This window comes from Luteibacter sp. SVR4-7G (assembly GCF_056755555.1).
The window spans coordinates 1-16,870 of the sequence record NZ_JBPGXO010000028.1; the positions used below are offsets into that span (position 1 = coordinate 1).

General features: G+C 67.5%; 18 protein-coding genes and 1 other RNA gene. 14 read left to right on the forward strand and 5 right to left on the reverse strand.

The genetic code is table 11. From position 1 onward, the window contains the following. Positions 1-765: 765 nt before the first annotated feature. From argS to ACR9ZH_RS11870, 3 genes are all read right to left on the reverse strand, one after another. Positions 766-2,496, reverse strand: a complete 1,731-nt coding sequence (gene argS / locus ACR9ZH_RS11860; protein WP_481290953.1) for an arginine--tRNA ligase — start codon at positions 2,494-2,496, stop codon at positions 766-768. Positions 2,497-2,586: 90 nt separating this feature from the next. Continuing rightward, positions 2,587-3,441 carry a PA4780 family RIO1-like protein kinase gene (locus tag ACR9ZH_RS11865; RefSeq protein ID WP_481290996.1) on the reverse strand — a complete coding sequence of 285 codons (855 nt, stop codon included), beginning with the start codon at positions 3,439-3,441 and terminating at the stop codon, positions 2,587-2,589. 105 nt (positions 3,442-3,546) lie between these two features. After that, positions 3,547-4,410 (reverse strand): YicC/YloC family endoribonuclease, encoded by an 864-nt coding sequence (locus ACR9ZH_RS11870; protein WP_481290954.1) that lies wholly within the window; start codon positions 4,408-4,410, stop codon positions 3,547-3,549. An 80-nt stretch (positions 4,411-4,490) separates the two neighbouring features. Here ACR9ZH_RS11870 and rph point away from each other — a divergent pair, with 80 nt between their 5' ends. The 8 genes from rph (at position 4,491) to pepQ (ending at position 12,329) form a co-directional block, all read left to right on the forward strand. Next, a complete protein-coding gene (gene rph / locus ACR9ZH_RS11875; RefSeq protein ID WP_481290955.1) occupies positions 4,491-5,222 on the forward strand; it encodes a ribonuclease PH in 732 nt (243 codons plus the stop codon). After that, positions 5,219-5,728, forward strand: a complete 510-nt coding sequence (locus ACR9ZH_RS11880; RefSeq protein WP_481290956.1) for a GNAT family N-acetyltransferase — start codon at positions 5,219-5,221, stop codon at positions 5,726-5,728. Before rph ends, ACR9ZH_RS11880 begins: the two co-directional genes overlap by 4 nt. Positions 5,729-5,731: 3 nt before the next feature. Then, on the forward strand, positions 5,732-6,325 hold the full coding sequence (rdgB, locus tag ACR9ZH_RS11885) for an RdgB/HAM1 family non-canonical purine NTP pyrophosphatase (protein ID WP_481290957.1): 594 nt from the start codon (positions 5,732-5,734) through the stop codon (positions 6,323-6,325). Beyond that, positions 6,322-7,479 carry a radical SAM family heme chaperone HemW gene (hemW, locus tag ACR9ZH_RS11890; RefSeq protein ID WP_481290958.1) on the forward strand — a complete coding sequence of 386 codons (1,158 nt, stop codon included), beginning with the start codon at positions 6,322-6,324 and terminating at the stop codon, positions 7,477-7,479. Before rdgB ends, hemW begins: the two co-directional genes overlap by 4 nt. Positions 7,480-7,612: 133 nt before the next feature. Then, complete coding sequence (locus ACR9ZH_RS11895; protein WP_481290959.1) at positions 7,613-9,823, forward strand: DUF1631 family protein; 2,211 nt, start codon at positions 7,613-7,615, stop codon at positions 9,821-9,823. Further along, positions 9,820-10,167, forward strand: a complete 348-nt coding sequence (locus ACR9ZH_RS11900) for a PilZ domain-containing protein (protein ID WP_481290960.1) — start codon at positions 9,820-9,822, stop codon at positions 10,165-10,167. The genes ACR9ZH_RS11895 and ACR9ZH_RS11900 overlap by 4 nt, the downstream gene beginning before the upstream one ends. 58 nt (positions 10,168-10,225) lie before the next feature. Then, positions 10,226-10,837: a hypothetical protein gene (locus tag ACR9ZH_RS11905; protein WP_481290961.1), complete on the forward strand. Its 612-nt coding sequence runs from the start codon at positions 10,226-10,228 to the stop codon at positions 10,835-10,837. Positions 10,838-11,006: 169 nt separating this feature from the next. Next, complete coding sequence (pepQ, locus tag ACR9ZH_RS11910) at positions 11,007-12,329, forward strand: Xaa-Pro dipeptidase (RefSeq protein WP_481290962.1); 1,323 nt, start codon at positions 11,007-11,009, stop codon at positions 12,327-12,329. A 10-nt stretch (positions 12,330-12,339) separates the two neighbouring features. Here the strand turns inward: pepQ and ACR9ZH_RS11915 are convergent, their stop codons facing one another. Both ACR9ZH_RS11915 and ACR9ZH_RS11920 read right to left on the reverse strand, forming a co-directional pair. Further along, a complete protein-coding gene (locus ACR9ZH_RS11915) occupies positions 12,340-13,632 on the reverse strand; it encodes an aminopeptidase P N-terminal domain-containing protein (protein WP_481290963.1) in 1,293 nt (430 codons plus the stop codon). Further along, positions 13,629-14,195, reverse strand: coding sequence for a UPF0149 family protein (locus ACR9ZH_RS11920; protein WP_481290964.1), 567 nt, complete (start codon positions 14,193-14,195; stop codon positions 13,629-13,631). Before ACR9ZH_RS11920 ends, ACR9ZH_RS11915 begins: the two co-directional genes overlap by 4 nt. A gap of 94 nt (positions 14,196-14,289) precedes the next feature. On the opposite strand from ACR9ZH_RS11920, the gene ACR9ZH_RS11925 reads away from it, so the two are divergent. The 6 genes from ACR9ZH_RS11925 (at position 14,290) to rpiA (ending at position 16,850) form a co-directional block, all read left to right on the forward strand. Beyond that, complete coding sequence (locus ACR9ZH_RS11925; RefSeq protein WP_036116258.1) at positions 14,290-14,514, forward strand: TIGR02449 family protein; 225 nt, start codon at positions 14,290-14,292, stop codon at positions 14,512-14,514. A gap of 8 nt (positions 14,515-14,522) precedes the next feature. Then, the gene (locus ACR9ZH_RS11930) at positions 14,523-14,831 is read left to right on the forward strand and encodes a cell division protein ZapA (RefSeq protein ID WP_481290965.1); all 309 of its coding nucleotides are present in this window, start codon (positions 14,523-14,525) and stop codon (positions 14,829-14,831) included. A gap of 8 nt (positions 14,832-14,839) precedes the next feature. Continuing rightward, positions 14,840-15,022: non-coding RNA, 6S RNA (ssrS, locus tag ACR9ZH_RS11935), on the forward strand. A 108-nt stretch (positions 15,023-15,130) separates the two neighbouring features. Further along, positions 15,131-15,742, forward strand: a complete 612-nt coding sequence (locus tag ACR9ZH_RS11940; RefSeq protein ID WP_481290966.1) for a 5-formyltetrahydrofolate cyclo-ligase — start codon at positions 15,131-15,133, stop codon at positions 15,740-15,742. Positions 15,743-15,753: 11 nt separating this feature from the next. Continuing rightward, a complete protein-coding gene (locus ACR9ZH_RS11945) occupies positions 15,754-16,197 on the forward strand; it encodes an EVE domain-containing protein (RefSeq protein WP_481290997.1) in 444 nt (147 codons plus the stop codon). After that, entirely contained in the window at positions 16,194-16,850 is a 657-nt protein-coding gene (gene rpiA / locus ACR9ZH_RS11950; RefSeq protein ID WP_481290967.1) for a ribose-5-phosphate isomerase RpiA, read from the forward strand. Before ACR9ZH_RS11945 ends, rpiA begins: the two co-directional genes overlap by 4 nt. Positions 16,851-16,870: the final 20 nt, after the last annotated feature.

Below are 16,870 nucleotides of genomic sequence, written 5' to 3' on the forward strand. Positions count from 1 at the left end.
GGTAACCGGTGAAGGTGCCGCCGGTGGGGAACCGGCGGGCGAGCGAGTGATTTACCATGGCTGCAGCCTCATCAACTGTTATGTAGTTGGTCAGGTCAGCGGCCCCTGGGTGTTTGCTGCACCCTTGGGCCGCGCTCTCACCGCTTCGATGCGATGGTTGCCTGCGACGCCCTTTGATCAGAAGTGCAGGCAACGGGCCGAACATAGCAAGTGAGTTGGGGCTTGTCTGTACGACGTAACTCAAACGACGCGCGCGTGTGCGCACGCGCTGCGGGAATCGCCCGCGACGCGCGACCTACACGATGTCGCCTCCCTTCCTACCCGTCGCTCCCGCGAAGGCGGGAGCCTAGTGACTCTTGCTGCAGGGTTGCGAAAACGCTCAGTGCGTACGTGTAGGTGGTCGCGAAAAGATGTCGCGCGCAAGGCGCGCTCCTACAGGACGGCGTGCGGTGTGGTCGCCAAAGCGGGCGCGCCGTTGCTTTGGCTTTTGCCGCATGCGTCCGCTGTGTTGGGAGGAGCCGGTGGCTGCCGTTTTTGGAGCGATTCCGCAGGGAGGCGTAGGCCGGACGAGGACTTAGCGAGAAAAACGGCAGCCACCGGCGACCCGCCGCCACGCTCAAGCAAAATGCGATGGCGAACAGCCGAGCCGGGGGTCAACGCTCCCTGCGGCGAAGCCGCTTAAGACATGGGCACGCGCAAGCGGGTCAACCGATGCGAAAGGCGGTCGCGCGCAAGGCGCGCTCCTACAGGGCGGTTCTTGGTGTGTTACATGCGGTTGGGGACGCGGATGCCGAGCAGGTCCAGGGCAACGGTGAGGACGCCCAACGTCAGTTCGGCAAGTGCCAACCGCGATTCGCGTGCCTTCGTGTCCGAAGCGCCGAGCACGGGGCACTCGGCGTAGAAGCGACTGAATGCCTGTGCGAGGTCATAGGCGAAGTCGGCTATGTCGTTCGGGGCGTAACGCGAGGCCGACGATTCGACCACCTCCGGGAACCTCGCACACAGCAGCACCAGCTGACGCTCGCTTTGTTCGCGCACGTCGATGGCCCCGGACACGGCGCCTTCGCGGGCAGCCTTCTCCAGGATCGAGGAGATGCGGACACAGGCGTACTGCACATAGGGACCGGTGCGGCCTTCGAAGGAAACCATCCGTTCCGCGTCGAACACATACCCCGACGTGCGATAAGTCGAAAGGTCGGCGAATTTCACCGCGGCGATACCGATAGCCGCCGCGAGTGCGGGGTCGCTTTGTTCCTGCCGCGCCCGCGCCTTGTCCAGCGCATCGGCGAGCAGGTCGCGCAATTGCGCCACGCCGCCGTCGCGCGTCTTGTACGGCTTGCCGTCGGCGCCGTTCACGGTACCGAAGCCGACGTGGATCAGTTCGGTTTCGCCGGCGAATCCGGCCGCCCTGGCGGCGCGGAAGACCTGGGCGAAATGCAATGACTGGCGCTGATCGACGACGTAGACGATGCGGGCCGGATGGTGCCGGCGCTGGCGGTCGACGATGGTTGCGAGATCGGTGGTTGCATAGAGGGATGCTCCGTCGGATTTTTCGAGGAGCAGCGGCGGCATCGGCGATTCGTCATCGTCCCGGGCCACCTCGATCACCAGCGCGCCGTCGCTGCGAACCGCCACGCCACGGGCGACGAGATCGGCGACCATGTCCGGAATCAACGGCTGCACGTGGCTTTCGCCCAGCAGTTCGTCGAAATGCGCATCGAGCGTGGCGAAGTCGCGCGCCTGCGCTTCCAGCGACACACGGCGGATCACTTCCCAGATCCGCATGTGCCGTTCGCTTCCCATCTGCAGCTCGGCCGTGGCGGCGCGCGCCCCGGCCATGCGCGCGGGATCGGCCTTACACGCGGCTGCCACGCGCGGATAGAGCTCCTGCAAGGTCTGCATGTCGAACGGTGGCGCCTCTCGCCAGGGGCCGTCTTCGCCGAGTTCGGGCCAGAGCACGAGCGCCTCGGAGATCAGCATGCCCATCTGCAGGCCCCAGTCGCCGAGATGCACGTCGCCGATGACCCGATGTCCCTGCGCCTGGAGGATGCGCCGCAGGCTCTCGCCCAGCACGAGGGAACGGAGGTGACCGACGTGCAGCGGCTTGGCGACGTTCGGGCCGCCGAAGTCGATGACGATCGTCTCCGGCGTCTGGGCCACGATGCCGCCGCGCGGCGCGGCAGCCTGCACGCTCGCGAAATGCGAGAGCAGGCGGTTGGAGAGCTTGATATTGATGAAACCGGGCCCCGCGGCGCTGACGTCCGCGAAGTCGTCCAGCGGTTGAAGCTTCGCGACCACGGCTTCCGCCAATTCACGAGGCGGGCGCTTCAGTCGGCCGGCGAGCGCCATGATGGCGTTGCATTGAAGGTCGCCAAGCTCGGGCCGCTGCGCCGGCACGGCTCGAACGCCTTCGGTTTCCAGGCCACATGCGGCGAACGCATCGGCTAGAAGGCGATCAACGTGTGCGAACAGGGTCGCACCGGCGGGCGATGGCATATCAGTAGTTCCACGTGGATGAATCGCGAGACGATTGGCGAGCAGCCGTTGCACACTCGATGTTGCGGGCATTATGCCAAGGAACAGGCCCTAGCCTTCTTCCGCCGCCTCGCGGCCCTGTTGGCGTATGAGCGCTTCTTCGCGGGCATCGTCAATGGACTGCCGGATGCTGTCGACATCCACCTCGGACTCATCCGGCTCGAAATGACCTGTCAACTCTGTATCGGTGCGAAGCTCGCCGGCCTGTAACAAGGCCCACATTTCCTCGCCATACCAGGTGTCCAGCAGCTCGGGCGCCGAGCGTCCAAGGTAAGCGGTAAGATTGTTGACGTCGCGCAGCAGCATCGTGCGGGCCGCATTGTTTCCCGCAGCACTGACGACCTGCGGAAAATCGATCACTACGGGGCCATCCGGGCCGATAAGGACGTTGTACGCGGAAAGATCGCCGTGGATCAATCCCGCACACAGCATCAGCACGACCTGCTGCATAAGTATGCGGTGGCATTCACGCGCATCGTCGGCGCTGAGATCGACATCATCCAGGCGGGGCGCGGAAAGGCCATCGGCGTCCGTGACCAGTTCCATCACCAGCACGCCGTGGAAATAGCCGAACGGCTCGGGCACGCGAACGCCAGCCTCGCGCAGCTGGTAAAGCGCATCGACCTCAGCGTTCTTCCAGGCGACTTCCTGTTGCTTGCACCCGTACTTGCTGCCCTTGCCGATGGCACGTGCCTCGCGACTGCTGCTTACCTTGCGGCCTTCCTGATACTGCACGCGTTGCTGAAAGCTACGGTGGGCCATGTCTTTGTAGACCTTGGCGCAGCGTATGTCGTGGCCGCTACGGACAACGTACACCGCCGCCTCCTTGCCGCTCTTGAGTGGCCGGAGCACGTCATCAATGATGCCGTCGTCGATCAACGGCTGCAGGCCTTGCGGGGTTTTCAAGGTATTTTGCGGGTCAGTGGCATGGCGAGGACTGCCATTGACCGTCAATCTTCACATTTTCCCGGGCAACGCGCCAACTCCGCCCCGAGTCTCGCGCCAGAGACATCATTCGATGTTCTGAACCTGCTCGCGCATCTGCTCGATCAGGACCTTCAGTTCCACCGCGGCATTGGTGGTGCGCGAATCGACCGACTTCGAGCCCAGCGTGTTCGCCTCGCGGTTGAATTCCTGCATGAGGAAGTCGAGGCGCCGGCCGACCGGTTCCTTCAGGGCCAGCACGCGGCGCGCTTCGGAGATATGGGTGGCGAGGCGGTCGAGCTCCTCGTCCACGTCCATGCGGGTGATCTGCAGGACCAGTTCCTGCTCGAGGCGGCCGGGATCGGCCGGCTGGCGGATATCGGCAAGGCGGGCCTCGAGGCGGGCGCGCAGCGCCGTGCGGATCTCCGGGAGCCAGCCGCGGACGTCGGTCACGATCTTCTCGACGCCGTCGAGGCGCTCGCGCAGCATCTCGCCGAGCTTGCTGCCCTCGCGGCCACGCGTGTCGCCGAGCGCCGCGAGCGCCCTGTCGAGCACGTCCAGCAGGGCGGCCTGCAGCGCATCGGCGTCCGCTTCGGGCTGCTGGAGCACGCCAGGGAAGCGGAGCAGCTCGGTGAATTGCACCTGCATGCGCGGGAAGCGCTGTTCGAGGTCCAACGCCAGTTCGGACAGGCGCGAGAGCATGGAGCCGTTGATGCGCAGGCCCTCGCCGGAGCCCGCGTCGGCCCGCAGGCGCACGGTGACGTCGACCTTGCCGCGCGACAGGCGGGCGGCGATGCGCTCGCGCAGGGCGCTCTCGAAGCTGCGCATCTCGTCGGGCAGGCGCGGGCTGATCTCGAGGTAGCGATGATTGACCGTGCGCAGCTCGCAGGTGAGCGTGCCGGAGGGGCCGGCGTGTTCGGCGGAGGCATAGGCGGTCATGCTGCGGATCATCGATGGCCTCGCGGCATGCGCGTCGGGAAAGGAGGGCAATGGTAAACTGACCCACCGCCCGTGCCCAAATCAGGCCCCCCATGACCTCAACCCGCCCTAGCGGACGCGCCGCCGACCAGTTGCGCGCCGTCAGCATCGAACGTCATTACACCCGCCACGCGGAGGGCTCCGTGCTGGTGTCCTTCGGCGACACCAAGGTCCTGTGCACCGCGTCGGTGGAAGAGCGCGTGCCGCCCTGGCTGCGCGGGAAGGGCGAAGGCTGGGTCACCGCCGAATACGGCATGCTGCCCCGCGCCACCACCGAGCGCACCCAGCGCGAGGCAGCGCGCGGCGGCCAGGGCGGCCGCACCATGGAAATCCAGCGCCTGATCGGCCGCTCCCTGCGCGCCTGCGTGGACCGCGCCGCGCTTGGCGAGCGCGTGATCACCCTCGACTGCGACGTCATCCAGGCCGACGGCGGCACGCGCACGGCCGCCATCACCGGCGCGTACGTGGCGCTGGTCGATGCCGTGGCGACGCTCACGAAGCGCAACGCGATCAAGCGCAACCCGATCCTCGGCGCCATCGCCGCCGTGTCGGTAGGCGTCTACAAGGGCCTGCCCGTGCTCGACCTCGACTACGCCGAGGACTCGAACTGCGACACCGACATGAACGTGGTGATGAACGACGGCGGCGGGTTCATCGAGGTCCAGGGCACGGCCGAGGGCCATGCCTTCCGGCGCGACGAGATGGACGCGCTGCTCGACCTCGCCAGCAAGGGCATCACGGAACTGGTCGCCGCGCAGCGCGCCGCGATCGAGGCGGCGCCGTGAGCGACGTCCGCGCCGCGACCGCCGCCGACCTGGATGCCATCGTGGCCGTACACCGCGCGGCGTTCCGCCGCGACGCGGAAGCCAACCTGGTGAAGCGCCTGGTCGAGGCCGGTCGCGACACGATCTCGCTGGTTGCGGTGGACGATGACGATGCGGTGCTCGGTCACGTGATGTTCTCGCCGGTGACGGTGGAGGAAGGCGACGACGGCAAGGCACTGGGGCTGGCGCCCATCGCGGTGCTGCCGGAGCGGCAGCGCCAGGGCATCGGGCGCGCGCTCATCGAGGAAGGCATCGGCGCCTGCTTCGTGCGCGACGCGCGCGCCATCTTCGTGCTCGGCTCGCCCGCGTATTACGCGAGCTTCGGTTTCGCCAAGGCCTCCGCGTACGGCCTGCACGACGCCTTCCAGGGCGGCAACGCGTTCCAGGTGCTGGCGCTCACGGTGGACGGCCTGGGCGACTACCGCGGGCGCGTGAGCTACGCGCCCGAATTCTCCGAGGGACTCTGAACGATGCGCATCGTCCTCGCCTCCGGCAACGCGGGCAAACGGGTCGAACTGGAACAGCTGCTGGCCGGCAGCGCCCTGGAACTCGTCGCGCAGAGCTCGCTCGGTGTGGACGACGCCGACGAGACCGGCCTCACCTTCATCGAAAACGCGCTCATCAAGGCGCGGCATGCCGCACGCGCCACCGGGCTGCCGTCGCTCGCCGACGACTCCGGCATCTGCGTTGACGCGCTTGACGGAGCGCCCGGCCTTTACGCCGCGCGTTATGCCGGCAAGCACGGCGACAACGCCGCCAACCGAGCGAAGCTGCTGCACGAACTCGACGGCGTCCCCGCGGAACGGCGCAAAGCGCACTTCATCGCCGTCCTCGTGCTGCTGCGCCGTGCGGACGATCCGGCGCCGATTATCGCGGAAGCACGCTGGCACGGCCGTATCCTGGAGGCGGAGCGTGGTACCGGCGGTTTCGGGTACGACCCGCTGTTCCTGCCCGACGGCTACGAGCTGTCCGCCGCGGAGCTCAACCCCGAGCTCAAGAACCGCCTGAGCCATCGCGGCCAGGCCCTGGCGCTGCTCAAGGCCCGTCTCGTCGAATTCGCATGATGCTGTTGCCGCCGCCGCTGTCGCTGTACGTCCACATGCCGTGGTGCGTGCGCAAATGCCCGTACTGCGATTTCAACTCGCATGGGGTGCGCGGCACGCCCGAATACGCGGCGTACGTCGATGCATTGCTCGCCGATCTCGACGCGGACTTGCGCGACTTCGGCGAGGCGGTGCACGGCCGCACGGTGGAAACCGTCTTCTTCGGTGGCGGCACGCCAAGCCTGTTCTCGCCCGAACTGGTCGGCCGCTTCCTCGATGGCGCGCGCGAGCGCCTGCGCTTCGCCGACGCTGCCGAGGTCACGCTGGAAACCAACCCCGGCACCGTCGAGCACGGACGTTTCGATGGTTACCTCGCCGCGGGAGTGAACCGTATTTCGTTCGGCGTGCAGAGCTTCGACGACGACAAGCTGCGCCGCCTCGGGCGCATCCACTCTTCCAACGACGCCGCGAACGCCGTGCGCGAGGCGCAGGACGCCGGTATCGACAACATCAACATCGACCTGATGTATGCCCTGCCGGAGCAGACCCTGTCCGGCGCGCTCGATGACGTGGCGCGCGCGGTCGCGCTGGCACCGGCGCATGTCTCGCACTACCAGCTCACCCTGGAGCCGAATACCGCCTTTGCCGCGAACCCGCCACCGCTGCCTGACGACGATGAAGCGTGGGCGATCCAGGAAGCCTGCGAGGCGCGGCTGGCCGAAGCGGGCTACGGGCAGTACGAGGTGTCCGCCTATGCCCGGCCTGGACGGCGTTGCGCGCACAATCTCAATTACTGGCGCTTCGGGGATTACCTTGGCATCGGTGCGGGCGCGCACGGCAAGATCAGCGGCGCCGCCGGCGTGCGCCGGCGTTGGAAGACCCGGCTCCCGGCTGCCTTCCTGGCCAGCGCGGGCCAGCCATCCCGGATCGGCGGCGACGGCCCGGTGGCCACGGCCGACCTTCCGTTCGAATACATGCTCAACGCCTTGCGCCTGATCCACGGCGTCCCGGTGACCGATTTCGCCGAGCGCACTGGGCTGCCGCTGGACACGATCGCCTCCGGCCTGGCCACGTGCAAGGCACGCGGCTGGCTGGTGGACGACCCGGCCCTGCTGAAAACCACGGCGCTGGGGCAGCGTTTCCTGAACGACGTCATCGAAGCGTTCATGGCCTGACTGTCTTTCCACAGCCTGTCTTCCCGCGACACCTATTCCAATCGCCCTAAGCCATAAGCGAGCCGTCTGTACGCTGGCGCGGCCGCCGTACGGCCACCTAAACTCGGCTTGCAAGGTTGGGAGAACCTCCGGAATGAGTGCAGGCACGCAGCCGCCGTACGGCCGGACGGGACCGCATCCCGTCGCCCTGTCGCCGCGTGCCGAACGCGAAGCGCAGCAGGGGCTGTCGCTGTGCCTCACCTGGCTCGACATGCCGCTGCGCGAAGCGCTGCGCGATGTGGACCGGCGTCTTTTTGCCGCCGCCGAAGCGAGCCGCAATCATCTCGAACAGCAAGCCTGTTTCGAAAGCCGCGGCATCGTGGAGCGCGAGGGTCCCGGCTTCCGCAACCGCTTCGCCGCGTACCTCTCGGACCGCTTCCGTCACCTGGGCGCGGCGCCCGGCGGTAAGTCCGGCACGGGAGCCGAACCCATCACCCTCAGTCTCGTCGATCCCGAGGAGCAGGAGCAGGCCGACGCCCTGGCGAGCATGGCCGCGCGCTGCGAGGCGCGCAGCGCCAGCAGCCTGTTCGAACTCGGCTACCGCCTGGCGGTACTCGCGGGCACGGCGCCCCTGGAGGGAGAGGCGCTGCCGGCGGGTCCACGCGCGCTCACTGCCGCGCTCGAGGCCGCGGTGACGCCGATGCCTCTCTCCGTGGCGCATCGCCTGTTGCTGTTCCAGGCGATCGACGCACACGTACTGGGTCGTGGCGAAGCCTTCTACGGCGCGCTCAATGAGCACTACCGCACGCGCGGCATCCTCCCGGGCTTTCGTGTGTATCCGAACGTACGCGTCGCGGCGACGCCCGCCTCGGACCGGCGTGCGAAAGGCGCGGAGGGGGCGTTACCGGAAACACCGGGGGCGGCGGCCGCACCCGTCACGACGACGGTCGAGGGGCATATCGGCGTACTCGAAGGGCTGCGCGCCCTGCTCGCCAGTCGCGTACAGACCGGCCGCGGCGCGGGCTTCGCGCCCGGCCGGCTGGCCTCGGACGACGAACTGCAGACGGCGCTGCTCGCCCTGCAAGGGCACGTGACCGAGGTGGCCGACGCCGCCCAGCGCGAGATCCGCAGTGCGCAGGCACTGCGTGAGGAACTGATCCACCAGCTCAATCTCGGCCGTCCCGCCGGCTCGCCGCCCGCCGAACTCACCATCGAGCAGGACGATACGGTGGAACTCACCGCGATGCTGTTCCAGAGCCTTGGGCAGCAGATCGCCGAGACGAGCCCCGGACGCGCGGTGCTCGGCGGCCTGCAGTGGCCCATGCTGCGCGCCGCGGTGAACGACCGCGGCTTCTTCGACCAGGCCGAACACCCTGCGCGCCAGCTGCTCGACACGGTGGGCGAAGCGGCGCAGCACTGGCTCGATCCGGCGGAAGGCGAGCCGGATGCCGCACTGGTCGACCGCCTCGAACGGCTGGTGGTCGAGGCCAGCCACGCGCAGGTGATCGATCCCGCGTGGCGCGCCGACATCGAGCAGCAGATCGCGCTGCTCTCGCGCAAGGCGCACGTGGCCGAACGCCGCCAGATCGAGGCGATGGAAGGCCGCGACCGCCTCGAGCGCGCGCGCCAACGTGCCACCGAAATCATGAACGAGCACATGGTGCGCGGCGCCGCGCCGCGCGGCGTGCTGCGCATCCTGCTCGAACGGACCTGGGCGGACGTACTCGCCCTGCACATCCTGCGCGGCGGGGAGAATGGCGAAGCTTTCCTTTACTGCCTGGGCGTGACCGACCAGCTGTTGGGCAGGCGCCCCATCACCGATCCGCAGAAGCTGCGCCAGGACGTCGAACGCGGCCTGGAGCACCTGGGCATGCACGCTGCCGAAGCGGCGCAGGTGGCCGCCGGCGTCTTCGAGCCGCCCGGCCGGCAGGCGAATGCCGGCCTGACTCCTACCGACGTCGCGCTACGTCTCAAGCAACGGCCTCGCCTCGGTGAAGGCACGGCGCACGGCGAAACGGTGGCCCCGGTACAGCCCACGCCGCTCGATCCGGCTGCGCAGGCGGTATACGACGGTTTCGCCAGCCTGCGCTTCGGCACCTGGTTCGAATTCGTGCAGCCGGACGGCGCGATCGCGCTGCGCAAGCTCGCATGGTTCTCGCCAGGCACGGGACGCTGCCTGTTCGTGAACCAGCGCGGCGGCCGCGGCGAGGACATCGACCTCACCCGCCTCGCCCGGCTCATCGCGAGTGGGGAGGTGCGCGAATGGAAGGAACAACGCCTGTCCATCGTGGACCGTGCATGGCGCGCGGTGGCACGTAACCTCCGGCGTGAAGGCGCGTTCGAACGCATGGCGGGCCACGCATGAGCAACACCTCCGACCAGCGCCGTGCCGCACGCAAAAGCGCAACCGCACCGATCCCGGTGGTCGACGTGATACGCGAGCGGGTGATCGGCCAGCTCGGCAACCTCTCGACGAGCGGCATGATGTTGCTGGTTTCCAGCGCACCGGTGCACGGCGGGGTGTACCAGGTGGCCTTCACCTTGCCTGACGCCCAGCACCGCGATCATCGCGTCGAAATCGGCATCCAGGAGCAATGGCACGAACCGGCGGCTTCGCCAGGACATTTCTGGTCCGGGTACCGCATCGTTTCCGGCGGCGATGACGCCGTGCGTGCCATCGACGAATGGATCGGACCACCCGCGGACTGAACGGAAGCCCTAGACCATGCTTTACGACGCCCCCGGCGGAAGCCCAACATCCCTCGCCATGAGCGACGCCACCACCATCCTGGTCGATACGGACCTCGAACGCGACGACGCCGCGGCCGCCGCAATGGGGCTGTACTTGCGCCTGGTGGGCGACGGAACCATCGCGGCACGTCCCGATGGCGACGAGGAAGCGCGCTTCCGCGTGCTCGACGAGCGCTTCGTATCCGAGACCGGGATCCAGGCCATTGGCCTGCATGCCAGCGGCCATCGCTGGTGCGGGGACGGCCAGGGTGGCGCCCGGCTCGTCGACGGTGGTCGCGAAAACGGCATCTTCTGCCGCTACGACCGCAACTTCACCATCCGCTGCCCGGATTGCCACGCCAGCCTCTCGCTGGGCGACGAAGGAAGCGACGCCCTGGAAGAGGCCCTCGTGCTCTGGTGCGACGCACCCGACTCCGCCTATGTGGCCTGCCCCGCCTGCGCGACCTGGACGTCCCTGCACCTGTGGCGCTCGCCGGAACACGATTTCGCGGTGGGGCATTTCGCCATCACTCTCTACGGCGCGCACCTTCGGGGCCTGCTCGGCGGCGACGAGTACGCCGCCACGACCCTCCGCCATCGCCTGGGCGACATCGCCGGCGATTACACCGTCGTCTTCGCCAAGGCGTAGGAGCGCGCCTGCGCGCGACATCTTTTCGCCCCAGTCAACGGAATCACGCGCCAGCTCCAGGTCACGGCCTCAAGACATGTCGCGCGCAAGGCGCGCTCCTACGGGCTTGGCTAGAGCGCGATGGAGGCGCACCATTGGCGTTTGCCCCACGTCCCTCCGGAGATTCCCCATGAACGACGCGCTGGCCGCGCTCTACCCCCAGCACCTCGCCACCTTGCGCGAGCGCACCGACATCGCGCTGGCCCGCGGCAAGTTCGACCATCTGGTGGTCCCGGCCGGCCGCCCGATCACGAAATTCCTCGATGACCAGGACTATCCCTTCATCGCCAACCCGCACTTCAAGCACTGGCTGCCGCTGGTCGATGCGCCGGGAAGCTGGCTGGTGTACACGCCGGGCGAGAAGCCGAAGCTGGTGTTCCTGCAGCCGCGCGATTACTGGCACGTGGTGCCTGAAGCGCCATCGGGCTATTGGGTGGAACACTTCGACATCGTGGTGGTGCGCAAGCCCGCCGATGCCATCGCCGAGCTGCCGGCCACGCTGTCGCGCTGCGCGATCATCGGCGACCAGTACTGCAACCTGCAGGAAGTCTGCGCGAACAACCCGCCGGCGGTGATCGATCACCTGCATTACCACCGGGCCTACAAGACGCCGTACGAACTCGAGCTGATGCGCGAAGCCAGCCGCCGCGGCACGCGCGGCCACCGCGCCGCGGAGCGCGCTTTCCGCCAGGGCGAGAGCGAACTGGGCATTCACCTCGCCTACCTCACCGCCGTGGGCCAGATCGACGCGGAACTTCCCTACGCCAGCATCGTCGGCCTCAACGAACACGGTGCGGTGCTGCATTACACGAACTTCGACCGCCGTGCGCCGGCGGAAAGCCGCTCGTTCCTCATCGACGCCGGCGCGAGCGCGTCGGGTTACGCGAGCGACATCACGCGCACTTATGCCGGCAGCCAGGCCGCGGAGTTCCAGGCGCTGATCGATTCGGTGGATGCCGCGGAGCGTTCCTTCGTGGCGAAGGTGCGCGCGGGCCAGAGCTATCCCGACCTGCACGTGCACGCCCACCACGCGCTTGCCGGCGTGCTGCGCGACCACGGCTTCATCCGCATGAGCCCGGAGAGCGCTGTCGAATCCGGCGTCTCCTCAGCCTTCTTCCCGCACGGCCTCGGCCATGGCATCGGCTTGCAGGTGCACGACGTCGCGGGCTTCCAGGCGGCGGAAACCGGCGGCACGATCGCCAAGCCCGACGGCCACCCGTACCTGCGGCTCACCCGCAACCTCGAGCCGGGCATGGTGGTGACCATCGAGCCGGGCATCTACTTCATCGACATGCTGCTGGCCGAGTTGAAGAACAAGCCGTTCTCGTCGGACATCGACTGGACGAAGGTGGATGCGTTCCGCAAGTACGGCGGCATCCGCATCGAGGACGACGTGGTGTGCACGACCGGCGAGCCGGAGAACCTCACGCGCGACGCGTTCGCCCTGCTTTGAAGCGGTGAAGTCAGCGCTCGAGCGCGTCGGGCGCTTTGGGCACCATCGCGGTCATGACCTCAGGGGCGCCCTTGGTCACTGCGACGTCGTCCTCGATGCGGATGCCAATGCCACGCCAGCGCTCGTCCACGCGCTTGTCGCCAGGCGGCACGTAAATACCGGGCTCGACGGTGAGTACCATGCCTTCCTCGAGGACGCGCGGTTCGCCGTCGATGCGGTAATCGCCGACGTCGTGCACGTCGAGGCCGAGCCAGTGGCCGGTTTTGCTGGGGAAGTACGCCTTGTAGCTGCCTTCGGCGATGACGCGATCGGCCCCGCCGCGCAGGATGCCGACGGCGCAGAGGCCTTCGGCGATGATCCGCACGGCCGCCTCGTGGGCTTCGCCGAAGGAACGGCCCGGACGCACGGCATCGATGGCCGCCAGCTGCGCCTCGTGCACGATCTCGTAGAGGGCTCGCTGCTCCCTCGTGAAGCGTCCACCCACGGGGAACGTGCGGGTGATGTCGGACGCGTAGTAATCGACTTCCGCGCCCGCGTCGATCAGCAGCAGGTCGCCATCCCGCAACGTGGCCCGGTTGGCCTGGTAATGCATGATGCAGGCGTTGGCACCACCGGCCACCGTGGGTGGAAACGCCGGCACGGCGCCCTGGCCGCGGATGCTGCGCAGGATCTCGCCCTCCACCTCGTATTCGGCCACGCCCGGACGGGCGGTCGCCATGGCGGCGAGGTGGGCGGCCCCTGCCACTTCGGCCGAGCGGCGCATGAGGGCCAGTTCGTCGCGGGATTTGAACAGGCGCAGGTCGTGCAACAGATGGCCGAGAGCCACGAGGTCCTTGGGCGCCACGCCGCCGCCCCGCGCGGTGCGCAGGCGGCGCATCCAGGCGAGCAGGCGGGCGTCGAAATCGGGCTCCTGGCCGAAATGGCAGTACACCCGCGACCTGCCTTCGATCATGCCGGGCAGGATGTCGTCGATGTCGTCGATGGGAAAGGCATCGTCGAGGCGCAACTCGCGCGCCGCACGATCGGTGCCCATGCGCTCGCCGTCCCAGCGTTCGCGGTCGGCGTCGCGCTCGCGGCAGAACAGCACGCTTTCGCCGTGGGCGCGCCCCGGCAGCAGGGCCAGCACGGCATCCGGCTCGTCGAAGCCGGTGAGGTAATGGAAATCGGAGTCCTGCCGGTACGGCCAGGGCGCGTCCGAGTTACGCATGCGCTCGGGCGCGGCGGCGAGGATCACGACCGCGTCCTCGCCGGCCATGTGCATCAGCTCCCGGCGGCGCCGGGCATACTCCGCCGCGGCGATCAATGCAGCGTATCGCTCGACGGCTCGTTCCCGCCGCCGGCTTCGGCGTGAAGCAGCAGCGCGCCCACGCGGACGAATTCCTCGATCTCGGTAAGCGATTCCTCGTCGCCCTCCACGTCCTCGTCGAGTTCGAACTCGGACGCGGCGATGGTCGCCATGTCCTTCAGCACCTCGCGCGCATCCTCGCTCAGGCCTTTCGCCGTTTCGACGGAGCCGCCGAGCCCGAATCCGCCCAGGAAACCGCGCGTCCATTCGGCAAGGCTTTCGGCACGTTCAGCGAGCGGCGCGTCGTCCTCCGGCAGCCAGGGGCCGAAGGTCAGGTCGCTGTCGGCCAGCCAGGCCTCGGTCTGGTGGCGCAGGCGCTTCAGCATCGCCTGCTCGTCGGCGGTGGGGACGGGATCGGGCTCCAGGCGCAGGGCATCCAGCAGTGAATCGCCCGGAAACCGGCCGCCGGCGCTGATGTAACCCACGAGCGAGCCATGGAATTCGCTGACCGTGGTGGCCAGGTTGCAGCGTCCGATGAGTTCGGCGATGTCTTCGGGATCGACGGTCTGATTGGCCGGCATGGCGGGCACTCCTCGGGGCTGGAACCAAAGTCTAATGCAGAGGACGCGCCCGCCGGGCTGCCGGGAAGCCCGGACGTCCTGTTATAGTCCGCGCATGACGAACCCGGATGCCTTCAAGACCGAACTGGAAGCCTTGAGCGCCACGCTCGACCGGCTCGTCGACACCGTACGCCGGCTTACCGAGGAAAACCGCAGCCTGCGGCACAGCCAGGAACAGCTGGCGAACGAACGCGCGGGACTCATGGCACGCAACGAACAGGCGCGCAGCCGTGTGGAAGCGATGATCCAGCGCCTGAAGGCGCTCGAGAACACGGGCTGATCCGTCACATGAATGCACCTGCCAGTGAACCGGTATCCCTCCGCCTGCTCGATCGCGAGTTCCATATCGCCTGCGCCCCCGAGGAGCGCCCCGGCCTGATCGCCGCGGCCCAGTTCCTCGACGGCAAGATGCGTGAACTGAAGTCCAATGCGAAGGTGCCGGGCTTCGATCGCATCGCCGTGCTGGCGGCCGTGAGCATCGCTCACGAACTGCTCACGCTGCGCAAGGAGCACGACTCGCAGGAACAGGTGCTGACCGACGGACTGGCCGCCCTGCGCAGAAAGCTTGATGGTCTGCTCGACGCATCGGTAAAATAGACCCCGGGCGTTCCCTGCGATGTGCGCCAGCGCACTTTACATTTGCCTTGTTCCTACATACGACCCCGGGTCGGCTTTTCGCGACTGTTGTGCATGTCCGCCTCGTACGGAAAGCCTCGAAGTTGCGTAGCTCTCCCACCTGATCCTTTGGATCAAGGTCGTTTGGTGCGCAGCGGCATCGCGGAGAACGCCTCTCCATTCCAGCCGATCGGCCCCCAGGGGCCGGTCAGCGTCGCACCCGCGGCACCGGGTGCGGCGGCTCGACGGCGACCTTGCCTGTGCCGTTCAGCTGAACGACCATGCCAAAGCTTCCCGAGAGACGTGAACTGCGAGCCGACCTCGTGCAGCGCCGCCGCCAGCTGAAGCCGGCCGAACGCGTTGCGGCAGCCCAGGGGCTGCGCCAGTCGCTCGAAAAGTTGCCGGAATTCCTCACCGACAAGCACGTGGCCGGCTATTGGGCCACCGGTGGCGAATTGCCGCTCAACATGGCCATCGCGCCCATGGCCGAACGCGGCCAGACCTTCTACCTGCCCATCGTCACGAAGTCCGGCGGCAAGCGCCGTCTCACCTTCGCGCCGTGGACCACCGGCCAGGACGTCGAGGCCAACGAGATGGGCATTCCCGAGCCGAAGGCCGCGGAACGCATCATCGAGGCCAGCGCGCTCGACCTCGTGCTCGTTCCCCTGCTCGGCTTCGACCGCCGCGGCAATCGGCTCGGTTTCGGCGGCGGCTACTACGACCGCAGCTTCGAGTTCCTGCGCGGGCAGAAGCGCCCGGCGCAACCGTTGCTGGTCGGCGTGGCCTACGATTTCCAGGAACTGGACGACATCGAGACCGCCGAGTGGGATATCTCGCTCGATTACGTCGCGACCGACAAGGAACTGATCGACTGCACGGGTGACGACGCGTGAAGTACTGGCTCATGAAAACCGAGCCGGACACCTTCTCGATAGACGACCTGAAACGCAAGGGCGTCGAAGCCTGGGACGGCGTGCGCAACTACCAGGCGCGCAATTTCATGCGCGATGGCATGAAGGTCGGCGACAAGATCTTCTTCTACCATTCGAACACGGAGGTGCCCGGCATCGTGGGCATCGCCACCGTCGCGTCGCCGGCGTATCCGGACGAAAGCCAGTTCAACCCGAAGTCCAAGTATTACGACGAGAAAAGCACGCGCGAACAGCCGCGATGGGTGCTGGTGGACGTGAAGTTCGAGCGCAAGCTCACTCGCACCATCTCGCTCGAGGAGCTCAAGGGATACGACGAACTCGCCGACATGCCGCTGGTGCGCAAGGGCAACCGCCTTTCCGTGATGCCTGTGGCGAAGGGCGACTGGGATTTCATCCTGAAGCTGGAAAAACAATGAGCCAGGACAACGAGAAGCGCCTCGCCGCCGAAACCGCCGCCTTCCGCTACGTGGGCAACGGTACTTTCAAGGGTGGCATCATCGGCGTGGGTACCGGCTCCACGGTGAACTTCTTCATCGACGAACTCGGCCAGTACCGCGACCGGATCAAGGCCGCGGTGTCCAGCTCCGAAGCGTCCTCCGCGCGCCTGCGCAAGCTCGGCATCGACGTGATCGACCTCAACGCTGCCGGCCGCCTCGACCTCTATGTCGACGGCGCCGACGAATGCGATCCGCACAAGCGCCTGATCAAGGGCGGCGGTGCCGCGCTCACGCGCGAGAAGATCGTCGCCGCGGCGTCCGACCGCTTCGTCTGCATCATCGACGCGAGCAAGCAGGTCGACGTGCTGGGCAAGTTCCCGCTGCCGGTGGAAGTGATTCCCATGGCGCGCAGCCACGTGGCGCGCGAGATCGTCGCCCGCGGCGGCCAGCCGGTATGGCGCGACGGCGTGGTCACCGACAACGGCAACTGGATCCTCGACGTGCACGGCTGGCGCATCACGAACCCCGTGGAACTGGAAGCCGACCTCAACCAGATCGTCGGCGTCGTTGCCGTCGGCCTGTTCGCGAAGCGTCCGGCCGACGTGGTCATCGTGGGCAATCGCGAAATCTGAGACGCTCAAAGGCGAAGCTC